The sequence below is a fragment of the Anoxybacillus sp. LAT27 genome (genome assembly GCF_022030075.1).
GTDB classification, from domain to species: Bacteria; Bacillota; Bacilli; order Bacillales; family Anoxybacillaceae; genus Anoxybacillus; species Anoxybacillus kestanbolensis.
The window spans coordinates 36,934-57,561 of sequence record NZ_JAIWYK010000435.1; the positions used below are offsets into that span (position 1 = coordinate 36,934).

23 protein-coding genes, 2 rRNA genes and 2 other annotated features are annotated in these 20,628 nt (G+C 41.7%); all 25 genes read right to left on the reverse strand.

Annotated elements, in window-relative coordinates:
• Positions 1-8: 8 nt before the first annotated feature.
• Positions 9-608: a class I SAM-dependent methyltransferase gene (locus LD028_RS13760; RefSeq protein ID WP_237812086.1), complete on the reverse strand. Its 600-nt coding sequence runs from the start codon at positions 606-608 to the stop codon at positions 9-11.
• An 87-nt stretch (positions 609-695) separates the two neighbouring features.
• On the reverse strand, positions 696-1,061 hold the full coding sequence (rplL, locus tag LD028_RS13765; RefSeq protein ID WP_237812087.1) for a 50S ribosomal protein L7/L12: 366 nt from the start codon (positions 1,059-1,061) through the stop codon (positions 696-698).
• 45 nt (positions 1,062-1,106) lie between these two features.
• Positions 1,107-1,607, reverse strand: coding sequence for a 50S ribosomal protein L10 (gene rplJ, locus LD028_RS13770; protein ID WP_004888648.1), 501 nt, complete (start codon positions 1,605-1,607; stop codon positions 1,107-1,109).
• Between the two features lie 42 nt (positions 1,608-1,649).
• Positions 1,650-1,795 (reverse strand) — a sequence feature (ribosomal protein L10 leader region).
• Positions 1,796-1,847: 52 nt separating this feature from the next.
• A complete protein-coding gene (gene rplA / locus LD028_RS13775) occupies positions 1,848-2,549 on the reverse strand; it encodes a 50S ribosomal protein L1 (RefSeq protein WP_006322669.1) in 702 nt (233 codons plus the stop codon).
• 103 nt (positions 2,550-2,652) lie between these two features.
• Positions 2,653-3,078: a 50S ribosomal protein L11 gene (rplK, locus tag LD028_RS13780; protein WP_003397643.1), complete on the reverse strand. Its 426-nt coding sequence runs from the start codon at positions 3,076-3,078 to the stop codon at positions 2,653-2,655.
• Positions 3,079-3,229: 151 nt separating this feature from the next.
• On the reverse strand, positions 3,230-3,763 hold the full coding sequence (nusG, locus tag LD028_RS13785; protein WP_237812088.1) for a transcription termination/antitermination protein NusG: 534 nt from the start codon (positions 3,761-3,763) through the stop codon (positions 3,230-3,232).
• Positions 3,764-3,882: 119 nt separating this feature from the next.
• The gene (gene secE / locus LD028_RS13790; protein WP_006322671.1) at positions 3,883-4,065 is read right to left on the reverse strand and encodes a preprotein translocase subunit SecE; all 183 of its coding nucleotides are present in this window, start codon (positions 4,063-4,065) and stop codon (positions 3,883-3,885) included.
• Positions 4,066-4,097: 32 nt separating this feature from the next.
• Positions 4,098-4,247 (reverse strand): 50S ribosomal protein L33, encoded by a 150-nt coding sequence (rpmG, locus tag LD028_RS13795; RefSeq protein ID WP_077429984.1) that lies wholly within the window; start codon positions 4,245-4,247, stop codon positions 4,098-4,100.
• Between the two features lie 63 nt (positions 4,248-4,310).
• Positions 4,311-4,985: an RNA polymerase sporulation sigma factor SigH gene (gene sigH / locus LD028_RS13800; protein WP_370642805.1), complete on the reverse strand. Its 675-nt coding sequence runs from the start codon at positions 4,983-4,985 to the stop codon at positions 4,311-4,313.
• A gap of 44 nt (positions 4,986-5,029) precedes the next feature.
• The gene (locus LD028_RS13805) at positions 5,030-5,539 is read right to left on the reverse strand and encodes an NYN domain-containing protein (protein ID WP_032101435.1); all 510 of its coding nucleotides are present in this window, start codon (positions 5,537-5,539) and stop codon (positions 5,030-5,032) included.
• A gap of 1 nt (position 5,540) precedes the next feature.
• A complete protein-coding gene (gene rlmB / locus LD028_RS13810; protein WP_237812090.1) occupies positions 5,541-6,278 on the reverse strand; it encodes a 23S rRNA (guanosine(2251)-2'-O)-methyltransferase RlmB in 738 nt (245 codons plus the stop codon).
• A 2-nt stretch (positions 6,279-6,280) separates the two neighbouring features.
• Entirely contained in the window at positions 6,281-6,706 is a 426-nt protein-coding gene (locus LD028_RS13815) for a Mini-ribonuclease 3 (protein WP_004888631.1), read from the reverse strand.
• 4 nt (positions 6,707-6,710) lie between these two features.
• Positions 6,711-8,108: a cysteine--tRNA ligase gene (gene cysS, locus LD028_RS13820; protein WP_237812091.1), complete on the reverse strand. Its 1,398-nt coding sequence runs from the start codon at positions 8,106-8,108 to the stop codon at positions 6,711-6,713.
• Positions 8,089-8,754 (reverse strand): serine O-acetyltransferase, encoded by a 666-nt coding sequence (cysE, locus tag LD028_RS13825; RefSeq protein ID WP_237812092.1) that lies wholly within the window; start codon positions 8,752-8,754, stop codon positions 8,089-8,091. Before cysE ends, cysS begins: the two co-directional genes overlap by 20 nt.
• A 53-nt stretch (positions 8,755-8,807) precedes the next feature.
• Positions 8,808-9,027, reverse strand: a binding site (T-box leader).
• 42 nt (positions 9,028-9,069) lie between these two features.
• Positions 9,070-10,530, reverse strand: coding sequence for a glutamate--tRNA ligase (gene gltX, locus LD028_RS13830; protein WP_237812093.1), 1,461 nt, complete (start codon positions 10,528-10,530; stop codon positions 9,070-9,072).
• 63 nt (positions 10,531-10,593) lie between these two features.
• Entirely contained in the window at positions 10,594-11,076 is a 483-nt protein-coding gene (gene ispF / locus LD028_RS13835) for a 2-C-methyl-D-erythritol 2,4-cyclodiphosphate synthase (RefSeq protein ID WP_004888624.1), read from the reverse strand.
• Complete coding sequence (gene ispD / locus LD028_RS13840) at positions 11,076-11,762, reverse strand: 2-C-methyl-D-erythritol 4-phosphate cytidylyltransferase (protein WP_006322683.1); 687 nt, start codon at positions 11,760-11,762, stop codon at positions 11,076-11,078. The genes ispF and ispD overlap by 1 nt, the downstream gene beginning before the upstream one ends.
• 19 nt (positions 11,763-11,781) lie before the next feature.
• Positions 11,782-12,870, reverse strand: a complete 1,089-nt coding sequence (locus tag LD028_RS13845) for a PIN/TRAM domain-containing protein (RefSeq protein WP_237812094.1) — start codon at positions 12,868-12,870, stop codon at positions 11,782-11,784.
• Positions 12,871-12,959: 89 nt separating this feature from the next.
• Positions 12,960-14,354 (reverse strand): DNA repair protein RadA, encoded by a 1,395-nt coding sequence (gene radA, locus LD028_RS13850; protein ID WP_237812095.1) that lies wholly within the window; start codon positions 14,352-14,354, stop codon positions 12,960-12,962.
• A gap of 58 nt (positions 14,355-14,412) precedes the next feature.
• A complete protein-coding gene (gene clpC / locus LD028_RS13855; protein ID WP_041637576.1) occupies positions 14,413-16,845 on the reverse strand; it encodes an ATP-dependent protease ATP-binding subunit ClpC in 2,433 nt (810 codons plus the stop codon).
• 20 nt (positions 16,846-16,865) lie between these two features.
• Entirely contained in the window at positions 16,866-17,930 is a 1,065-nt protein-coding gene (gene mcsB / locus LD028_RS13860) for a protein-arginine kinase McsB (protein WP_237812096.1), read from the reverse strand.
• A 4-nt stretch (positions 17,931-17,934) separates the two neighbouring features.
• Complete coding sequence (gene mcsA, locus LD028_RS13865; protein WP_237812097.1) at positions 17,935-18,477, reverse strand: protein-arginine kinase activator protein McsA; 543 nt, start codon at positions 18,475-18,477, stop codon at positions 17,935-17,937.
• Between the two features lie 14 nt (positions 18,478-18,491).
• Complete coding sequence (locus LD028_RS13870) at positions 18,492-18,953, reverse strand: CtsR family transcriptional regulator (protein WP_006322691.1); 462 nt, start codon at positions 18,951-18,953, stop codon at positions 18,492-18,494.
• 168 nt (positions 18,954-19,121) lie between these two features.
• A 5S ribosomal RNA gene (rrf, locus tag LD028_RS13875) occupies positions 19,122-19,238 on the reverse strand.
• A gap of 228 nt (positions 19,239-19,466) precedes the next feature.
• Positions 19,467-20,628, reverse strand: a 23S ribosomal RNA gene (locus tag LD028_RS13880); the annotation flags it as partial.

Sequence of the window (20,628 nt, forward strand, 5' to 3'; positions counted from 1 at the left end):
ATGTAGCGTCAAGCTTTTTGTGCTCGAATAATAAAGTAACCTTTTTTCTTTTCCACAACATCAACTTCATCAAAAATCATCTTTAACTTTTCTAAAGCAGACGGAGCACCTTGTTTCTTTTGAATAACAACCCATAGTTGACCACCCGGAAGCAAGTAGTTCGCACTTTGCTCAAAAATGGAATGAACGACTGCTTTTCCTGCTCGAATCGGCGGGTTTGTCACAATTGCAGCAAACTTCCCTTCTACTCGATCAAATAAGTTGCTTATGTAAATCTGAGCATTTTCAATATCATTTTGCTGTTTGTTTTTCTTAGCCAACTCAATCGCTCGCTCATTTACATCAATCATATGTACCATTCGATGTGGAAAATCTTTCGCCAGCGCCAAACCGATTGGCCCGTATCCACAACCAACATCAAGAATATTTCCACTCACATTTGGTTCCGCGAATGTTTCAATTAGTAGCCGGGAACCGAAATCGACTTCTTTTTTTGAAAACACACCTTGATCAACGGTAAATAAAAACTGATGACCTCGTAACATATACGTCCATTGAAACGGCTTACTTTCTACAGTTGGCCGTTCAGTATAGTAGTGATCACCCATCACTTTCACCTCTCTTTCCTTTATTGTAAACGAATGCACATAAAAACACAAAGAAGCTCGCCGTTTTGAGCGAGCTTCTTTACTTTATTACTTAATTTCAACTTTCGCGCCAGCTTCTTCAAGTTTCGCTTTAATTTCTTCAGCCTCTTCTTTAGAAACGCCTTCTTTAACTGGCTTTGGAGTGTTGTCTACTAAGTCTTTTGCTTCTTTTAAGCCAAGACCAGTAAGTTCGCGTACAACTTTGATAACTTTGATTTTTTGCGCGCCGCCATCTGCAAGGATAACGTCGAATTCAGTTTTTTCTTCAGCAGCAGCACCAGCAGCACCACCACCAGCAACTACTACAGGAGCAGCAGCAGTTACACCAAATTCTTCTTCGATTGCTTTTACTAAGTCGTTTAATTCTAAAACAGTCATATTTTTAACCGCTTCAATGATTTGTTCTTTAGTCATGATCGATCTTCCTCCTTAATATTTTAGTTTTAGGCAATTTGAAAATTAAGCGCCTTGTTCTTCTTTCTTCTCAGCAACTGCTTTTGTAACAAGCGCAAAGTTGCGGATTGGTGCTTGAAGAACGCTAAGCAACATAGAGAGCAAGCCTTCGCGAGATGGGAGCTCTGCAAGCGCCTTAACTTCTTCAAGTGTTGCTACGTTACCTTCGATGATACCTGCTTTAATTTTTAACGCTTCGTTCTTTTTCGCGAATTCGTTTAAAATTTTTGCAGGAGCAACGACATCATCATTGCTGAATGCAATCGCATTCGGACCTGTTAATGTTTCATCCAAACCTTCTAATCCTAACTCAGCAACAGCACGACGAGTTAATGTGTTTTTGTACACTTTGAACTCGATGCCCGCTTCGCGAAGTTGCTTACGAAGCTCTGTAACTTGAGCGACATTTAAACCACGATAATCAACGATGATCGTTGATTTGCTCGCGCGAAGCTTTTCAGCAATCTCCGCTACTAGCTGCTGCTTTTGTTCAAGTACGCTGCTCATGTCAACACCTCCTGTAGAAGTTGAGTTTCGACACCACTTATACCGTTCAATAAAAAACCTCCATGTCAACGCAGACATGGAGGCCCCCGAAAAGTGCAAGATGCACTTATTTATGAGTCTCAACACCTCGGTAGGAAATTAAGCCTATATGAGGCACCTACTGTCTACGGTACAAATGATATTCGCTTTTCAAACAATAGATAGTATACTAAAGCGTTTCTAAAAAGTCAATATCTATAATTAGTTAGCAACAGCAACTGTAGAAGGATCTACTTTTACGCCAGGTCCCATTGTTGAAGCGACTGTTACGTTTTTCACGTATGTGCCCTTCGCCGCTGCTGGCTTCACTTTTAAGATTGTCTCATAGATTGTTGCGAAGTTTTCTACTAATTTTTCAGTATCAAATGATACTTTACCGATCGGCACGTGGATGTTTCCTGCTTTGTCAACGCGGTATTCTACTTTACCAGCTTTAATTTCATTAACCGCTTTCGCCACGTCAAATGTAACTGTTCCTGTTTTAGGGTTTGGCATTAAACCTTTTGGTCCTAAAATACGACCGATTTTACCTACCTCACCCATCATATCAGGAGTTGCAACGATCACATCGAACTCAAACCAACCTTGTTGAATTTTGTTGATGTAATCTGTATCACCTACATAATCTGCACCTGCCGCTTCTGCTTCTTTCGCTTTTTCACCTTTTGCAAGCACTAATACGCGGCGTACTTTACCTGTACCGTGCGGCAATACAACTGCACCGCGAATTTGTTGATCCGCTTTCTTCGGATCAACTCCTAAACGGAAAGCAACCTCTACTGTTGCATCAAATTTTGCAACGTTTGTCTTTTTCACTAATTCGATCGCCTCTTGCACAGCGTATGCTTTTGAGCGATCAATCAACTTCGCTGCCTCTAAGTAACGTTTTCCTCTTTTCGGCATGTTTATTTCCTCCTTTTGTGGTTTTAACGGAAAGACCTCCCACGAATAAAGGTTGCGAAAACTATATAGTTCGCTTCCGCAACCTTCTCCAGCCAGATCTTCATTAGTCTTCGATGACGATACCCATGCTGCGCGCTGTTCCTTCGATCATGCGCATAGCTGCTTCAATGCTCGCCGCGTTTAAGTCTGGCATTTTTGTTTCAGCAATCTCGCGCACTTTGTCGCGCTTTACTGTTGCCACTTTATTACGGTTTGGCTCACCAGAACCAGACTCGATACCAGCCGCTTTTTTAAGTAATACAGCAGCAGGTGGAGTTTTCGTAATAAATGTAAATGAACGGTCTTCATACACCGTAATTTCAACAGGAATAATTAAACCTGCTTGATCAGCTGTACGAGCGTTGAATTCTTTACAGAATCCCATGATGTTAACACCAGCTTGACCTAATGCTGGACCGACTGGTGGTGCTGGATTCGCTTTCCCTGCAGGAATTTGCAATTTGACAACTTTAATTACTTTTTTAGCCACGAGACACACCTCCTTAAGTCCGTGATGTGGTATTAGGGATATTCCCTCCCACTCCATATATGAAAACAATCATCGCATTCGTCTCAATGATTGAGACATACTGACCTTAAAATATTATCACTTTTCTTGCTCATTTGCAAGTTGTTTACTATTATATTTTTTCAATTTGCGAAAAGTCAAGCTCTACTGGTGTTTCACGCCCGAACATGTCAACGAGCACAGTTACTTTTTGCTTATCCATTTCGATTTCTTGGATCGTTCCAACAAAATTCGCAAACGGGCCTTCTTTAATGCGAACTGCTTCATTTAATTCGAAATCAAAGTCTAACTCGATTAAATCAAAGCCCATCCGTTTTAAAATCGCAGAAACTTCTTCTTCAAGAAGCGGCGTCGGTTTAGATCCAGCACCAGCTGAACCAACGAACCCTGTTACCCCCGGAGTATTACGAACGACATACCAAGAATCGTCTGTCATAATCATTTCAACAAGGACGTAACCTGGAAAAACTTTCTTTTTGACAACTTTCTTTTTGCCACCTTTTATGTCTGTTTCTTCCTCCTCAGGCACAACGACGCGAAAAATTTTATCTTGCATGCCCATCGACTCAACACGTTTTTCTAAGTTTGTTTTTACCTTATTTTCATAACCCGAATACGTATGAATAACATACCAATTCTTTTCCATTTGATGGGACGATATCGTCCTTCCCTCCCTAAACAAATCTTTTTTAGGCAAAATAAAAACCCGTTACCGGGCTTTATTTCTTGTTTGTTATCTTTCATTATACCATGGATATACGATCACTATTCAAGTATAAAACGAACTAACTCTGAAATTCCTAAATCAACAACAGCAAAAAATACAGTAAAAAACGCCACCGTCGCCAGAACGGTAATTGTATAGTTCACTAGTTCTTTTCGTTTTGGCCAGCTGACTTTTTTCATCTCGCGAACAACTTCGCGGAAAAACTTCGTTACTCGTTGCATAGAAAACCCTCCAACATCTCGGGATCATCAACTTACTTCGTTTCACGGTGAATCGTATGCGTATGGCATGTTTTACAAAACTTTTTCATCTCTAGCCGCTCATCGTGATGAGCTATATTTTTCATCGTTGTATAGTTTCGGCTTAAACATTGACTACACGCTAAAATCACTTTTTTGCGCATACGTTTTCCTCCGATACACTGCGTCTTAAAAACTGTATCATACAATATTTTTTTATGTCAATATTATAAACGAATTCCTTGAATTTCTACATACTTTTCTAGTTTGCGTTTCACGCGCTGTAGTGCGTTATCAATGGATTTCACGTGACGATTGAGTTCTTCCGAAATTTCTTGATATGATCGGCCTTCTAAATAAAGGAGAAGCACTTTTCTTTCTAAATCGCTAAGTAGTTCGGTCATCTTTTCTTCAATGTGATTGAACTCTTCTCTATTAATAATTAGTTCTTCGGGATTTGTTATTTTCGTTCCCGAAAGAACGTCCATCAATGTACGGGCAGAATCATCTTCGTAAATTGGCTTGTCCAATGAAACGTAACAATTGAGAGGAATGTGTTTTTGGCGCGTAGCCATCTTAATAGCTGTAATCATTTGGCGAGTAATGCATAACTCTGCAAACGCCTTAAATGAAGATTGCTTATCTTCCTTAAAATCTCGGATTGCTTTATATAGACCTATCATTCCTTCTTGCACAATATCTTCGCGATCTGCACCGACTAAAAAATATGAACGTGCTTTCGCTCGAACAAAATTTTTATACTTATGAATTAAGTAATCAAGCGCCTCACTATCACCTTGATGTACGAGTTCTACAATCATTTCATCTTCTAATTGTTCGTAACGGCTTTGTTGTTTTTCGTTTGCATTTGCGCTCACGCCGACTCCCCCCGCCCTGCACATGGATAAAAGTATTATACAGTACATTTTTTTACAGGGTCAATCGTTCATTTTTCCCCTCTTCGCCATTTTTCGAAAATTTTTGCGACTTCGTCTGTGAGAGGAATTTTTGATATCGGCTTTTTTTGTTGAATGTGCTTGACGTTTGTTGAAATATTTCGCTGCACCGCATCTACTTCAATGAGTAGCTCCCGAGCTGATTTGCGCAACGCCCCTTGACCAAAAATCGCCCATTGTTCCGTATAGTCTGACGTAGCGACGTATACTTTTGTCCGAACTTGCTGGAGCGATTTCGCTAATTTCTCGATATGCTCATCAGCCGTTTCGTTTTCCTTTGTAAAAATGACCTCTACTTGATGATCGACATATTTTTTTGTTGTTCCCTGTACGAGGTGTGCGTCGAAAACAATAATGACTTTACAACCGGTAAATGCTTGATATTCCGCCATTTTCTCGACAAGTCGGTCGCGCGCTAACGATAAATCTGTATCGCGCAACTCGCGCAGTTCTGGCCAGGCACCGATGATGTTGTAGCCATCAACGATTAAAATATCCATTTTACTCACCTAATGGATGACGCTTTCGGTACACCTCATACATTAACAAGCTCGCCGCAACCGAGGCATTTAACGATGTGACATGTCCTATCATCGGCAAACGAACGAGCACATCGCATTTGTCTCGTAATAAACGGCTTATTCCTTTCCCTTCACTACCGATAATTAAGGCTAACGGAATGACTCCATCAAGTTGACGATAATCTTGAGTTCCTTTTGCGTCCGTTCCAAAAATCCAAACGCCCCGCTCTTTTAATTCATCTACCGTTCTCGCTAAGTTTGTCACCCGCGCAACAGGTACATATTCAATCGCACCCGTTGATGCTTTCGCTACCGTTGCAGTTAAACTAACTGAGCGGCGCTTCGGGATAATGATACCGTGGGCACCTACCGCATCAGCTGTTCGCATGATTGATCCTAAATTGTGTGGATCTTCAAGCTCATCTAAAATAATAAAAAATGGTACTTCCCCTTGCTCTTCTGCCTTTTTAAATAAATCATCTATGTCATAGTATCGGTATGCAGCAACTTGCGCAATGACCCCTTGATGATTGCCGTCACTTAATTGATCCATCTTTTTTTTAGGAACATATTGTACCGTAATACCCATCTCTTTTGCGAGCTGAATGATCGATTGCATTTGACCACGTTGTGAGCCTTCAGCAATCCATATTTTATTCATTTCTCGTCCAGATTTTAATGCTTCTAACACCGGGTTTTTACCAATAATGAGATCCATCATTACTTCCTCCTTTCCTCATCGTTTTGATGTACATGTAACGCCAACTGCATTAATTGATGAAGTCGTTCTTCATTTCCACTCAAAAAATGGTAACCGATTAATGCTTCGAGCCCTGTACTTTGACGGTACGTTTGTACATCTGTATTTTTCGGGGTACTCCCTGATTTTGCATTACGACCTCTTCGAACAATAGCCATTTCCTGCTCAGAAAGTTGGTTATGATTGAGCAACCATTGTAATACTTTCGCCTGCGCCTTAGCACAAACGTACGTTTTTGCTAAGTTGTGTAAATCGTTTGGTTTTACTTTTCCTAAGGTCAGAAGGTGATGCCGTACGAATAATTCGTATACGGCATCACCAATGTAGGCTAACGTTAAACCGTTTAACTGCTGAAAATCTTTCATTTTGTTAAACAAATGCAACATCGTTTTATCCTCTTCTCCATCTCGTCCCTTGTGGTGTATCTTCTAAAATGATGTTTTTTGCCTTTAATTCATCGCGAATGCGGTCGGCTAATGCAAAGTCGCGATTTTTCCGTGCTTCAATGCGTTTTTGGATAAGCGCTTCAATTTCCTCATCAAGCAACTCATCTTGTTGTAAAGAAAGGCCTAGCACATCAAAAAGCTGTTCAAACTGTTGTAAAAAAGCTTGAATAACTTGTTGCGATGTATGATTTTCCATTAGGTAGACATTTGCTTGTTTCGCTAGCTCAAACAAAACCGCGATCCCGTTTGCGGTATTAAAATCATCATCCATTTCGCGAACAAACTCGTTTCTTAATTCCTCAATTTTTGCTAGCCATTGTTCATCATTTGTCGTTAAATTCGTGCTACTTTCTAAACGGTGTTTTAAGTTCGCATATGCAGTCTTTAAGCGCTCCAACCCGCTTCTTGCACTTTCAAGCAACGGTTGGCTATAGTTGATCGGATGGCGATAATGAACCGAAAGCATAAAGAAACGTAGCACTTGCGGATCAACTTGCTTAATAATATCGTGCACTAAAATAAAGTTTCCAAGCGATTTTGACATTTTTTCATTATCGATATTAATGTAGCCGTTATGCAACCAATATTTCGCAAAAGGCTTTCCTGTTAATGCCTCAGATTGGGCAATTTCATTTTCGTGGTGCGGGAACGTTAAATCTTGTCCCCCAGCATGAATATCAATCGTATCCCCTAAATATTTACGTGCCATCGCGGAGCATTCGATATGCCAGCCCGGACGACCTTTCCCCCATGGACTATCCCAATAAATTTCTCCTTCTTTTGCCGCTTTCCATAAAGCAAAATCAAGAGGGTCTTCTTTTTTCTCTCCTACTTCAATACGAGCACCTGATTTTAATTCATCGACCGATTGATGAGATAATTTTCCGTAGTCAGAGAAACGACGCGTTCGATAATATACGTCACCGTCCACTTCATACGCATACCCTTTTTCGATCAGTTGTTCAATAAATTGAATAATTGTATCAATGTTTTCGGTGACACGCGGATGGACGTCCGCTTTTTTGCAACCGAGTGCTGTAATATCTTCAAAGTACGCCTCAATAAACCGTTCTGCAATGGTCGGTACATCTTCACCTAATTCCCTTGCTGCTCGAATAAGTTTATCGTCTACATCCGTGAAATTCGAGACGTATTGCACTTCATAGCCACGAAATTGTAAGTAGCGGCGAATCGTATCGAATACGATAGCTGGACGAGCGTTCCCAATATGAATGTAGTTGTATACTGTTGGACCGCATACGTACATTTTCACTTTATTTGGCTCTAACGGGATAAACGGTTCTTTTTTTCTCGTCAACGTATTATACACTTGAATGCTCATGGTTCACCGTTCCTTTCTTTAGTTCTTCTAATTGTGTTTTTAGTTGCTCGATTTCTGCTTCTAACTCTTTAAAACGATCTGCAATTGGATCCGGTAAATCACAATGATTTAAATCTTTATTCACACGCACGCCATTTTGCACAACGACGCGACCTGGAATTCCAACGACTGTTGAGTTCGGTGGTACATCTTTCAACACGACCGATCCGGCTCCAATTTTACTGTTTTCTCCAATAGTAATGGAACCAAGCACTTTGGCGCCAGTCGCAATCAAACAATTATCTTTAATGGTCGGATGACGCTTTCCTTTTTCTTTCCCTGTTCCTCCAAGTGTGACGCCTTGATACACTGTCACGTTATCACCAATTTCGCACGTTTCTCCAATGACAACTCCCATACCATGATCGATGAAAAAGCGCCGACCGATCTTCGCGCCGGGATGAATTTCAATACCCGTAACAAAGCGACTAATTTGCGAAATGAGGCGCGCTAAAAAATAAAATTTTCGCTTATAAAGCGCGTGGGCAATACGATGTGCCCAAATGGCATGTAAACCTGAGTACGTCAAAATAACCTCTAAATAACTTCTTGCTGCCGGATCTTGTTCAAAAATAACTTCAATATCTTCTTTTAATGTTTTAAACATATTGCTCCCCCCTTTGTTATTTTTCAAATAAAAAACGTCTCTGTGTACAATGACACAGAGACGCTTGGTTGCGCGGTTCCACTCTGTTTAGCCGAAGGCTCACTCTTGCCCTTATAACGGAAGGGAATCCGCTCCATTCTACTACAGAACGTCTCTGGTTCGAAAGGAGGCTCCGAGGTGCATTTCAAAAGAATCAAGCATAAACCACTTCCAGCCAAGGTGGTTCTCTCTGACATGCTGATTCTTTTTACTTCTCCTCATCAACGCTTTCACCAATATAGGTTACACCTATTTTATTATATAAACGAGGAAATGTTAACGGATGAATTTTACTAATCGAGACAATACCGCTTCTTTTCCGAGCAAACGAATCGCCTCTGGAAGTTCTGGACCGTGCGTTTGCCCTGTTACCGCCACACGAATCGGCATGAATAAGTTTTTCCCTTTTTGCCCCGTTTCTTTTTGTACCGCTTTAATGGCTGCTTTAATGTGGTCACTATCAAACGTTGCAAGCTGTTCCATTTGCTCATAAAATGCTTTTAATACATTCGGCACTTGTTCGCCAGCTAAAACAGCCTTTGCCTCTTCATCATACTCGATTTCTTGTTTAAAGAACAACTCTGATAGCTCAACAATTTCAGCGCCGTAGCTCATTTGCTCTTGATATAGTGCGATTAAATCACGAGCCCACTGTTTTTGTTCATCGGTCATTTGTTTCGGCAAGCGCCCTGCTCGAATTAAGTGAGGGAGCGATAGTTCCACTAACCGATCTAAATCAAGTTTTTTGATATATTGATTGTTCATCCATGTCAGCTTTTGTTTATCAAACATCGATGGCGATTTTGATAAACGGGACACATCAAACATGCGAATAAGCTCTTCTTTCGTGAAAATTTCTTCTTCTCCCTCTGGCGACCAACCTAATAGCGCAAAAAAGTTAAACATCGCTTCTGGTAAATATCCGAGTTCTTTATATTGAGAAACGAATTGAATAATTGACTCATCGCGCTTTGATAATTTTTTACGATTTTCATTTACAATTAATGTTAAATGTGCGTATTTTGGCGGCTTCCAACCGAAATATTCATACACCATTAACTGTTTCGGTGTGTTTGATAAATGTTCTTCACCGCGGAATACATGTGTAATTTTCATTAAATGATCGTCAATGACGACAGCGAAGTTGTACGTCGGGATGCCATTGGCCTTTACGATCACCCAATCGCCAATATCTTTCGATTCAAATGATACACGACCGCGCACCATATCTTCAAATTCATATACTTTTCCTTCCGGTACTTTTAAACGAATCGTATACGGTTTTCCTTCAGATTCAAGCTGTTGAACTTGCTCTGGCGTTAAATGACGGCATTTGCCACTATATTGCGGTGCCGCAATGCCCGCCGCTTTTTGTGCCTCACGCTCTTGCTCTAGCTCCTCAGGCGTACAAAAACATTTATACGCATAGCCTTTTTCTAACAATTCGTTTGTATATTGGCGATAAATATGCAGACGCTCTGTTTGACGATAAGGACCATATCCTCCGTCTTTGTCTACCGATTCATCATATTCAATACCGAGCCATTTCAAGTTTTCAAGCTGTGATTGTTCGCCACCTTCTACATTCCGTTCAATATCTGTATCTTCAATGCGAACGATGAATTTCCCATGATGGTGACGAGCAAACAAATAGTTAAACAACGCTGTGCGCGCACCACCAATATGTAAATGACCCGTCGGACTTGGCGCGTAGCGCACCCTTACTTCCTGTGTCATGTCATGACCTCCATCTACCTAATTTCTGTACCTCATTGTACCGTAAACCGCATACAAAATCCATCATTCATTATTTTTTTGTAACAAAACAACAGCTTGTGCGGCAATTCCTTCCTCTCTCCCTGTGAAGCCAAGTTTTTCTGTTGTCGTCGCCTTGACGTTAACTTGTGAAATATCCCCTTCTAACAATTCAGCAATCCGTTTTTGCATATTTGGAATATGTGGTGCCATTTTTGGTTTTTGCGCAATAATCGTACAGTCAACGTTAACAAGCGTATACCCGTGTTGACGAACAAGTTTCCATACGTGTTGTAAAAGTAGCGCAGAGTCAACGTCTTTGTATGCTTCATCTGTATCAGGGAAATGTTTTCCGATATCCCCTTCACCAATGGCTCCTAAACAAGCATCAGCAATCGCATGCAACAACACGTCCGCATCAGAATGTCCGAGCAATCCTTTCTCATACGGAATGTTGATTCCACCAATGATAAGCGGACGCCCTTCAGCAAACTGATGAACATCAAATCCTTGTCCAATTCGATACATCATCGATCCCCTCTCGCACGTAAAATCGCTTTCGCAAATAATAAATCTTCCGGTGTCGTTAGTTTAATGTTTGTATACTCACCTTCGACAATGACGACACGATGACCCATCCGCTCAACAAGACTGGCATCATCTGTTCCGATAAATCGCTCTTTTTTTGCCCGCTCATGGGCATTAAGAATTAATGACATGGAAAAAGCTTGTGGCGTTTGCACAGCCCACAAGCTCGATCGATCGACCGTTTTCTCAATATGGCCATCGACCACCTGTTTCATTGTATCTTTGACAGGAACAGCGAGCACAGCTGCTCCCGTCTCCTTTGTTGCATGCACAAGTTCGTGAATTTTCTTGATTGTTACAAACGGGCGAGCACCGTCGTGAATGAGCACAATGTGACCATCGTTGACCGCTTTTAGTCCGTTATAGACGCTCTGCTGTCTTTCTTCCCCTCCTGAAACAAGGGCATTCACTTTTTTTATTTCAAAACAACGAAGCATACGAACAAATTGGTCACGTTCTTGATCGTTAATAACTAACACAACACCTTGACAAAAATCATCTCTTTCAAATACACGTAACGTATGAATAATAACCGGTATCCCTTCAAGCTCAATAAACTGTTTGTTTATTCCTGCATTCATTCGTTTTCCTTGACCAGCTGCCGGTATAACGACATGGTAATTCATTCTCCTATCTCCTAACAGCTTATAATGCTTTTTCAAGTAGTTTTAATTTAGCAAAAATCATTCTTCCAGCCGAAGTTTGTAACACGCTCGTTACAAGCACATCGACTCGTTTTCCGATATAGTCCTTCCCATCTTCTACAACGATCATCGTTCCGTCATCTAAATAAGCAACGCCTTGATTTTGTTCTTTTCCGTCTTTAATGACGTGAACATTCAATTCTTCCCCCGGAAGAACGATTGGTTTTACCGCGTTCGCCAAGTCGTTAATATTTAATACGGGAACATTTTGTAGTTCGCATACTTTATTTAAATTAAAGTCATTTGTCACAACAACACCTGATGTCAATTGAGCCAATTTGACGAGCTTGCTGTCGACTTCCTGGATTCCTTCAAAGTCGCCTTCGTATATTTCAACGTTAATGGCTAACTCTTTTTGGATACGGTTTAAAATATCAAGCCCTCTCCGTCCACGATTTCTTTTTAGTGCATCCGAAGAATCAGCAATATGTTGCAATTCTTCTAGCACAAAACGCGGTATAACGATCGTCCCTTCCAAAAAGCCCGTCTGGCAAATATCCGCAATACGCCCGTCAATAATGACACTCGTATCTAAAATTTTTAGCGATTTTCCTTTTTTCTCCTCTTCTTCGCCACCTTTTTTCTTGCCACTTCGGTTTGACAACGAAAATAAGCCCATTAACTCATCGCGCTTTTTAAATCCGACTTGAAATCCTAAATACCCTAACAATAGCGTAAGAAAAATAGGCAATATCGTATTAACAAGCGGAATTTGAATAGAGTTTAATGGAATAACGACTAAAAAGGCTACAATCAAGCCGAAAATCAAACCGAGACTTCCAAATAATAAATCAGTTACAGGTGCTTTGACTAACGTTTCTTCCATCCAATGAATAAGTCCAACCACATGATCGACTAACCAGAACGTGAGAAGGAATACGATGATCGCACCAACTGGGGCCGCTACATATGGGCTATTGACATAAGGAAGATCATTTAAATGCAACATTTTCAACAAAGTAGGAAAGAAAATAATTCCTAACATTCCCCCAGTAATTAAAAAAGATGCTTGCACAATTCGTTTTAACACGTTTTTCACCTCCTCTATTACATTATAAACAGTTTCCAATGTTTGAAACCAATCTGAACATCATTTTTAATCATTTTTTAATGGTTTTGTTAAAATATTGGACCATTTTTCCCTTCTCCTAATGCGTAGTATAGCGCCTCTTCGACATTAGCTATTCCGATGATTTCAACACCTTTTGGAATGTTCCACCCACCGATGTTGCTTTTCGGAATAATGATGCGCTGAAAGCCAAGTTTAGCAGCTTCTTGTACACGCTGTTCAATGCGGGAGACACGACGCACTTCCCCTGTTAATCCAACTTCCCCGATTACAACGTCCGTATGATTTGTTGGTTGATCTCGAAAGCTAGATGCAATGCTTACCGCAATCGCTAAGTCAATTGCAGGTTCATCTAACTTTATGCCACCAGCCACCTTTAAATATGCATCTTGGTTTTGAAGAAGCAGACCAACTCTTTTTTCAAGCACAGCCATTAGTAAAGATACGCGATTATGGTCTATTCCTGTCGCCATTCGACGTGGCGTTCCAAAGCTAGTCGGCGATACTAACGCTTGAATTTCAACTAACACCGGTCTCGTTCCCTCCATGGAAGCGACGACCGTTGACCCAGCTGCACCTTTCGAACGCTCTTCTAAAAAAATTTCTGATGGGTTTTTGACTTCGGTAAGCCCCATTTCTTTCATTTCGAAAATACCGATTTCGTTTGTGGAACCGAATCGATTTTTCACTGCCCGTAAAATGCGATACGTATGATGACGCTCTCCCTCAAAATATAATACAGTATCAACCATATGTTCTAAAATGCGCGGTCCTGCAAGCGCTCCTTCTTTTGTAACATGCCCAACTATAAAAATCGCAATACCTTTTGTTTTAGCTAGTCTCATTAACTCTGCCGTACATTCACGAACTTGTGAAACGCTCCCTGGGGCCGATGTAATTTCTGATCGATATATCGTTTGGATGGAATCAATAACGACAAACGCTGGCTTCATCTCGTCAACCGTTTGGATAATATGTTCTAAGTTTGTTTCAGATAAAACGTATAAACGTTTAGCTGTCACATGCAACCGTTCAGCACGCAACTTCGTTTGTTTTACCGATTCTTCCCCGGAAATATATAAAACGGAGTAGTCATCGCTTGCGAGTTGAGCGCAAATCTGTAGCAACAACGTCGATTTCCCAATACCCGGATCCCCCCCAATCAAAACGAGAGAACCACGAACAATGCCGCCTCCTAACACACGGTTAAATTCTGTAAACTTCGTATCAATTCTCGGCTCCTGCGTTGTTTCCACCGTTGTAATCGATACAGGTTTAGTTGTTCCACCTTCTGTATGCACAAATAATGCTCGGGTGTGTGGTTTTACTATTTCCGTTTCTTCAACCATCGCATTCCACGAATGGCACCCCGGACATTTCCCCATCCATTTCGCCGTTTCATATCCACAATGTTGGCAAACGAACTTTGTTTTCCGCTTAACCATAACTCCATTCCTTTCATGATGAAAAACAAGGTATGCGTGTAAGCATACCTTGTTTTCGTTATTTTACTGTCTCTTTTGTCAACACAACAAACTGTCCGTCCTTTACATCCATGACAACTTTTTGTCCGCTGCCGATTGTTCCTTTTAACAGCTCTTCAGATAAACGGTCTTCAACATGTTTTTGAATCGCGCGACGCAATGGACGTGCACCATATTCTAAATCGTAACCTTCTTCTGCTAATTTTTCAATTGCGGCATCGGTTAACTCTAAATCGATTTGTTGTTCTTGTAGGCGTTTTTTCAATTGCTCAACCATTAATGAAACAATTTCTTTCAAATGTTTCTTCTCAAGCGAATGGAACACAATAATTTCATCAATTCGGTTTAAAAATTCCGGACGAAACGCCTTTTTCAATTCGTCCATCACTTTCCCTTTCATATCTTTGTACTGTTGACTCTCGTCTTGCACATTGAAGCCAACGTATTTATTTCTCTTCAGCGCATCCGCACCAACGTTTGATGTCATAATAATGATCGTATTTCGGAAATCAACTGTCCGTCCTTTCGAATCCGTTAAACGCCCATCTTCTAATACTTGTAGTAAAATGTTAAATACGTCTGGATGAGCCTTTTCAATCTCATCTAATAAGATGACAGAATACGGCTTGCGACGAACTTTTTCCGTTAATTGTCCACCTTCTTCGTAGCCAACATATCCCGGAGGTGAACCGACAAGACGTGATGTCGAATGTTTCTCCATATATTCAGACATGTCAATTCGAATCATTGCATCTTCATCACCAAACATCGCTTCTGCAAGCGCACGGGCTAATTCTGTTTTTCCGACACCCGTCGGACCGAGGAAAATAAACGAACCGATTGGGCGTTTTGGATCTTTTAAGCCTGCACGGGCGCGACGAACTGCTTTTGCAACTGCTTTGACAGCTTCTTCTTGTCCGATCACACGGGAATGTAAAATTTCTTCTAGTTTTAACAACCGTTCTGTTTCTGTTTGAGCTAATTTGGAAACCGGGATTCCCGTCCAGCTAGATACGACAGCTGCGATGTCCTCTACAGTTACTTCGGAGTTTTCTTGACCTTGTTTCTCTTTCCATGCTCGTTTCGTTTCTTCAAGTTGTTCGCGCAATTTTTGTTCTGCATCTCGTAATGATGCTGCTTTTTCAAACTCCTGGCTTTGTACCGCTGCATCTTTTTCTTTACGAATTTCCTCAAGTTTTTGTTCAAGCTCTTTTAAATTTGGTGGGGTCGTAAACGAACGTAAACGTACTTTCGAGCAAGCCTCGTCAATTAAGTCAATTGCTTTATCTGGTAAAAATCGATCTGAAATGTAGCGATCTGAAAGCTTCACAGCTTGCTCAATTGCCTCATCTGAAATCGAAACGCGATGGTGAGCCTCATAACGATCTCGCAACCCTTTTAAAATTTGGATCGATTCTTCAACTGTCGGCTCACCAACATGAATTGGTTGAAAACGTCTTTCTAACGCCGCATCTTTTTCAATATATTTGCGATATTCATCCAATGTTGTTGCGCCAATACATTGCAACTCTCCACGTGCAAGAGACGGTTTTAAAATATTTGATGCATCAATAGCTCCCTCTGCGCCACCAGCTCCGATGAGCGTATGCAATTCGTCAATAAACAAAATGATATTTCCTGCTTGACGAATTTCATCCATCACTTTTTTCAAACGATCTTCAAATTCTCCACGATATTTTGTACCTGCCACGACCGTTCCCATGTCAAGCGTCATGACACGCTTATCACGAAGCGTCTCTGGCACTTCGTTATTGACGATTTGTTGAGCTAGTCCTTCAGCAATAGCCGTTTTTCCTACACCTGGCTCCCCGATTAAAACAGGGTTATTTTTCGTTCTACGGCTTAACACTTCAATGACGCGTTGAATTTCTTTACTTCTTCCAATGACAGGGTCTAAACCGCCTTCACGAGCGATCGCTGTTAAATCGCGGGCTAAACTATCTAATGTTGGGGTATTGGCATGCGTTGTTCCCCCATGATGTCCTGAAGCAGACTCGTTGCTTCCTAATAATTGAAGTACTTGTTGGCGAGCTTTATTTAAGCTTACCCCTAAATTATTTAAAACGCGAGCCGCTACACCTTCTCCTTCTCGAATAAGACCAAGCAAAATATGCTCTGTACCAACGTAAGAATGCCCAAGTTTTCTAGCTTCATCCATTGACAATTCAATTACTTTTTTGGCACGAGGCGTGTAATGAATCGTTTGTCCTACTTCGTTTCCACGTCCGATGAGCGATTCAACTTCTTTTTGAATTTTATCTGGCCCTAATCCGAGCGCCATAAGCGCTTTTGCTGCAATTCCTTCCCCTTCTCGAATAAGACCGAGCAAAATGTGCTCTGTTCCGATATTGTTATGTCCTAACCGAACCGCTTCCTCTTGCGCTAATGCTAACACTTTTTGTGCTCGTTCTGTAAAACGTCCGAACATCATTTTCATCAACCTCCTTTAATTCACTTCCATTGGTGTAATCGTTCACGAATGAGCGATGCACGACGAACATCACGTTCTTGCGGGCGTAATGCACCACCAGCATACTTTTGTAAAAAGCCGGGCTGCGTCAAAATCATTAGCTCTGTTAAAATTGTTTTTGGTACGTTCGTAATATATCCGAGATCGATGCCTAATCGTACATCAGATAAACATTGGGCAGCCTCTTTTGAACCAATGATCCGGCTGTTCGTTAGCACACCGTAGGAACGATATACCTTATCTTCTAATTGTATGTTAGAAGTTTTGACTAATGCCTCACGCGCCATTCGTTCTTGTTCAATTAGTTGACGAACAACTCCTGTTAAATCTTCAACAATATCCTCTTCACTTTTTCCAAGTGTAATTTGATTAGAAATTTGAAAAATGTTTCCTAACGCTTCACTACCTTCTCCATACGTGCCGCGAACAACTAGACCGAGCTGGTTGATCGCAGGAATCAATTGATTCATTTGCTGTGTTAACACAAGACCCGGCAAATGCATCATTACAGATGCTCGCAAACCTGTGCCGACATTCGTTGGACAGCTCGTCAAATAACCGTACTTTTCGTCGAAAGCGTAGTCAATATGTTGTTCAATCCAGTCATCCAAAGCATTTGCCATTTTCAATGCTTCTTTCAGCTGAAAACCAGCAAATAAACATTGAATACGAATATGATCTTCCTCGTTGATCATAATACTTGCTTCTTCTTGTTCGGATAATAAACATGCACCAAACGTACAATCTTCAGCTAAATGAGGGCTAATTAAATGTTTTTCAACTAATACACGTTTTTCAATAGATTGTAATTCATTCATTTTTAATAAGAAAAAAGGGCCAACGTGACCAAGACTTTTTTGTAAAAATAATCGTTCAAACAACTGAACAATTTGCATTGCTTCTTCATTTGTAAATACCGTTGGGAACGGATATTTTTTCATATTTCTCGCTAAACGAATACGGCTACTAAGTACAATATCAGAATCTGGCCCCTCTTCATTCATCCATGGACTGAGAGCGCGTTGGAAAAACAAATATTCGTTCATATAATTAGGCGCCCCCTTCCGCATGTAATTTTGCTTCAAGTTCTCGAATTTGATCACGCACTTCAGCAGCTTTCTCAAATTGTTCTTTAGCAATAAGCTCCTGTAACATTTGTTTCAACTGCCCGATTTGCTTACGGACGTACAACGTACCTCCTACTCGCTTCGGAATTTTTCCCTCATGCGCTACATGTCCTCCATGTAACTTTCGAAAAATAGGTGGTAAATGGCTACGAAACGTTTCATAACAACTTGCACAACCAAAACGACCGACTTTAACGAATTGGGCGTATGTCATTTTACAAAGCTCACATTGTAATATATGTTCATTGTGAAAAGAGGGAGCTTTTGGCTCTTTTAGCGATGCATCCATATTTAATAGTCCAGCAATTAAATTATTGATTGAAAAAGCTCCTTGATGCGGGAACATAAACATTTCGCCTTTTTCGTGAGCGCATTGCTCACAAAGATGAAATTCTGTCTTCTCCCCATTAACAATTTTAGTGAAATGAAGCGTTGCTGGTCGTTGATTACACTCTTGACATATCAAAGTATTCACCCTCTCTACATATACTTTAACGATGTCAGCATCGCTTTTAATATGCGCGCACGCAACTCGTCACGATGAGGAAGGTCAAGAGATAAAACCGTGCGATCAATAATGCTTAACATCATATTCGCTTCTCGTTTTGAAATTACCTTTTCATCTAATAAGCGTTGAATAATATGTTCTCCATTTGTTTGACTAATTCTTTCTTGAACAAGTGACAATAAATGATCAATAAGCTGGGAAGTATTTTGAGTCTTCACTTTCATTATGCGGATATAGCCACCGCCACCTCGTTTACTCTCAACAATGTATCCTCTTTCTAACGTAAAGCGTGTGTTAATAACATAATTTATTTGCGAAGGAACACACTGAAACTTGTCTGCAATTTCGCTTCGTTTAATCTCAACGATATCTTTTCCGCTCATATTTAATACTTGTTTTAAATATTGCTCAATGACATCAGAGATATTCCTCACATAATCCCTCCTCTGCCAGTTGACTTTGACTATATTTGACTTTAATTTTAATATATACGGATTTCTTCAAAAATGCAAGGATTCCCTTCTTTTTCTCATATATTTTACCCATTGCATTCACGATATAAAACAAAAAGACCAAGACAATTTAGTCTTGGTCTTTTTCTTGCCCGGCAACGTCCTACTCTCGCAGGCGGTGTCCCGCCAACTACCATCGGCGCTGGAGAGCTTAACTTCCGTGTTCGGGATGGGAACGGGTGTGACCTCTCCGCCATCGTCACCGAGCAAACATGCTCTTTCGTTTCGCCTCTTTCGGCGTGAAGGATAATTCCTTCAAAACTAGATAACAGAACAGTCGCCTTCGCTTTTCTTGATGTCTAGCTTCGAACTAACATCCTCCTGCGCCTTCGCTTTTTCCGTTCGACGTGCACGCACGTCTTCGTCAAAAGCTCTCGGCTCCGTCGGACGTTTTCTTGACTACGTCAAGAACCGTTCTCCGCTTTTCTTGTGTGTTTAGTTAAGTCCTCGATCGATTAGTATCCGTCAGCTGCACGTGTCGCCACGCTTCCACCTCGGACCTATCTACCTTGTCATCTTCAAGGGATCTTACTCGCTTGACGCGATGGGAAATCTCATCTTGAGGGGGGCTTCACGCTTAGATGCTTTCAGCGCTTATCCCTTCCGCACATAGCTACCCAGCTGTGCCCCTGGCGGGACAACTGGTACACCAGCGGTGCGTCCATCCCGGTCCTCTCGTACTAAGGACAGCTCCTCTCAAATTTCCTACGCCCGCGACGGATAGGGACCGAACTGTCTCACGACGTTCTGAACCCAGCTCGCGTACCGCTTTAATGGGCGAACAGCCCAACCCTTGGGACCGACTACAGCCCCAGGATGCGATGAGCCGACATCGAGGTGCCAAACCTCCCCGTCGATGTGGACTCTTGGGGGAGATAAGCCTGTTATCCCCGGGGTAGCTTTTATCCGTTGAGCGATGGCCCTTCCATTCGGAACCACCGGATCACTAAGCCCGACTTTCGTCCCTGCTCGACTTGTAGGTCTCGCAGTCAAGCTCCCTTCTGCCTTTACACTCTTCGAATGATTTCCAACCATTCTGAGGGAACCTTTGGGCGCCTCCGTTACGCTTTGGGAGGCGACCGCCCCAGTCAAACTGCCCACCTGACACTGTCTCCCACCCCGATCAGGGGTGCGGGTTAGAATCTCAGTACGACAAGGGTGGTATCCCAACGGCGACTCCACCTAGACTGGCGTCCAGGCTTCTCAGTCTCCCACCTATGCTGTACATGTCGCACCAACATTCAATATCAGGCTGCAGTAAAGCTCCACGGGGTCTTTCCGTCCTGTCGCGGGTAACCTGCATCTTCACAGGTACTATGATTTCACCGGGTCTCTCGTTGAGACAGTGCCCAAGTCGTTACACCTTTCGTGCGGGTCGGAACTTACCCGACAAGGAATTTCGCTACCTTAGGACCGTTATAGTTACGGCCGCCGTTTACTGGGGCTTCGGTTCGCACCTTCGCTTGCGCTAAGCGCTCCCCTTAACCTTCCAGCACCGGGCAGGTGTCAGCCCCTATACTTCGCCTTACGGCTTCGCAGAGACCTGTGTTTTTGATAAACAGTCGCTTGGGCCTTTTCACTGCGGCTCCCCTGGGCT

What these genes read in the sequence shown, in the direction of transcription:
- gltX (WP_237812093.1), bottom strand. Translation starts at nt 10,530, where the DNA reads ATGACACAGGAAGTAAGGGTGCGCTACGCGCCAAGTCCGACGGGTCAT.
- nusG (WP_237812088.1), bottom strand. Translation starts at nt 3,763, where the DNA reads ATGGAAAAGAATTGGTATGTTATTCATACGTATTCGGGTTATGAAAAT.
- rplJ (WP_004888648.1), bottom strand. Translation starts at nt 1,607, where the DNA reads ATGAGCAGCGTACTTGAACAAAAGCAGCAGCTAGTAGCGGAGATTGCT.
- secE (WP_006322671.1), bottom strand. Translation starts at nt 4,065, where the DNA reads ATGCAACGAGTAACGAAGTTTTTCCGCGAAGTTGTTCGCGAGATGAAA.
- rpmG (WP_077429984.1), bottom strand. Translation starts at nt 4,247, where the DNA reads ATGCGCAAAAAAGTGATTTTAGCGTGTAGTCAATGTTTAAGCCGAAAC.
- rplA (WP_006322669.1), bottom strand. Translation starts at nt 2,549, where the DNA reads ATGCCGAAAAGAGGAAAACGTTACTTAGAGGCAGCGAAGTTGATTGAT.
- cysE (WP_237812092.1), bottom strand. Translation starts at nt 8,754, where the DNA reads ATGTTTAAAACATTAAAAGAAGATATTGAAGTTATTTTTGAACAAGAT.
- clpC (WP_041637576.1), bottom strand. Translation starts at nt 16,845, where the DNA reads ATGATGTTCGGACGTTTTACAGAACGAGCACAAAAAGTGTTAGCATTA.
- sigH (WP_370642805.1), bottom strand. Translation starts at nt 4,985, where the DNA reads ATGTGCAGGGCGGGGGGAGTCGGCGTGAGCGCAAATGCAAACGAAAAA.
- LD028_RS13805 (WP_032101435.1), bottom strand. Translation starts at nt 5,539, where the DNA reads ATGGATATTTTAATCGTTGATGGCTACAACATCATCGGTGCCTGGCCA.
- cysS (WP_237812091.1), bottom strand. Translation starts at nt 8,108, where the DNA reads ATGAGCATTCAAGTGTATAATACGTTGACGAGAAAAAAAGAACCGTTT.
- rlmB (WP_237812090.1), bottom strand. Translation starts at nt 6,278, where the DNA reads ATGGATCTCATTATTGGTAAAAACCCGGTGTTAGAAGCATTAAAATCT.
- LD028_RS13815 (WP_004888631.1), bottom strand. Translation starts at nt 6,706, where the DNA reads ATGTTGCATTTGTTTAACAAAATGAAAGATTTTCAGCAGTTAAACGGT.
- rplL (WP_237812087.1), bottom strand. Translation starts at nt 1,061, where the DNA reads ATGACTAAAGAACAAATCATTGAAGCGGTTAAAAATATGACTGTTTTA.
- mcsB (WP_237812096.1), bottom strand. Translation starts at nt 17,930, where the DNA reads ATGAACGAATATTTGTTTTTCCAACGCGCTCTCAGTCCATGGATGAAT.
- ispD (WP_006322683.1), bottom strand. Translation starts at nt 11,762, where the DNA reads ATGAATTACCATGTCGTTATACCGGCAGCTGGTCAAGGAAAACGAATG.
- LD028_RS13760 (WP_237812086.1), bottom strand. Translation starts at nt 608, where the DNA reads ATGGGTGATCACTACTATACTGAACGGCCAACTGTAGAAAGTAAGCCG.
- ispF (WP_004888624.1), bottom strand. Translation starts at nt 11,076, where the DNA reads ATGTATCGAATTGGACAAGGATTTGATGTTCATCAGTTTGCTGAAGGG.
- radA (WP_237812095.1), bottom strand. Translation starts at nt 14,354, where the DNA reads ATGGTTAAGCGGAAAACAAAGTTCGTTTGCCAACATTGTGGATATGAA.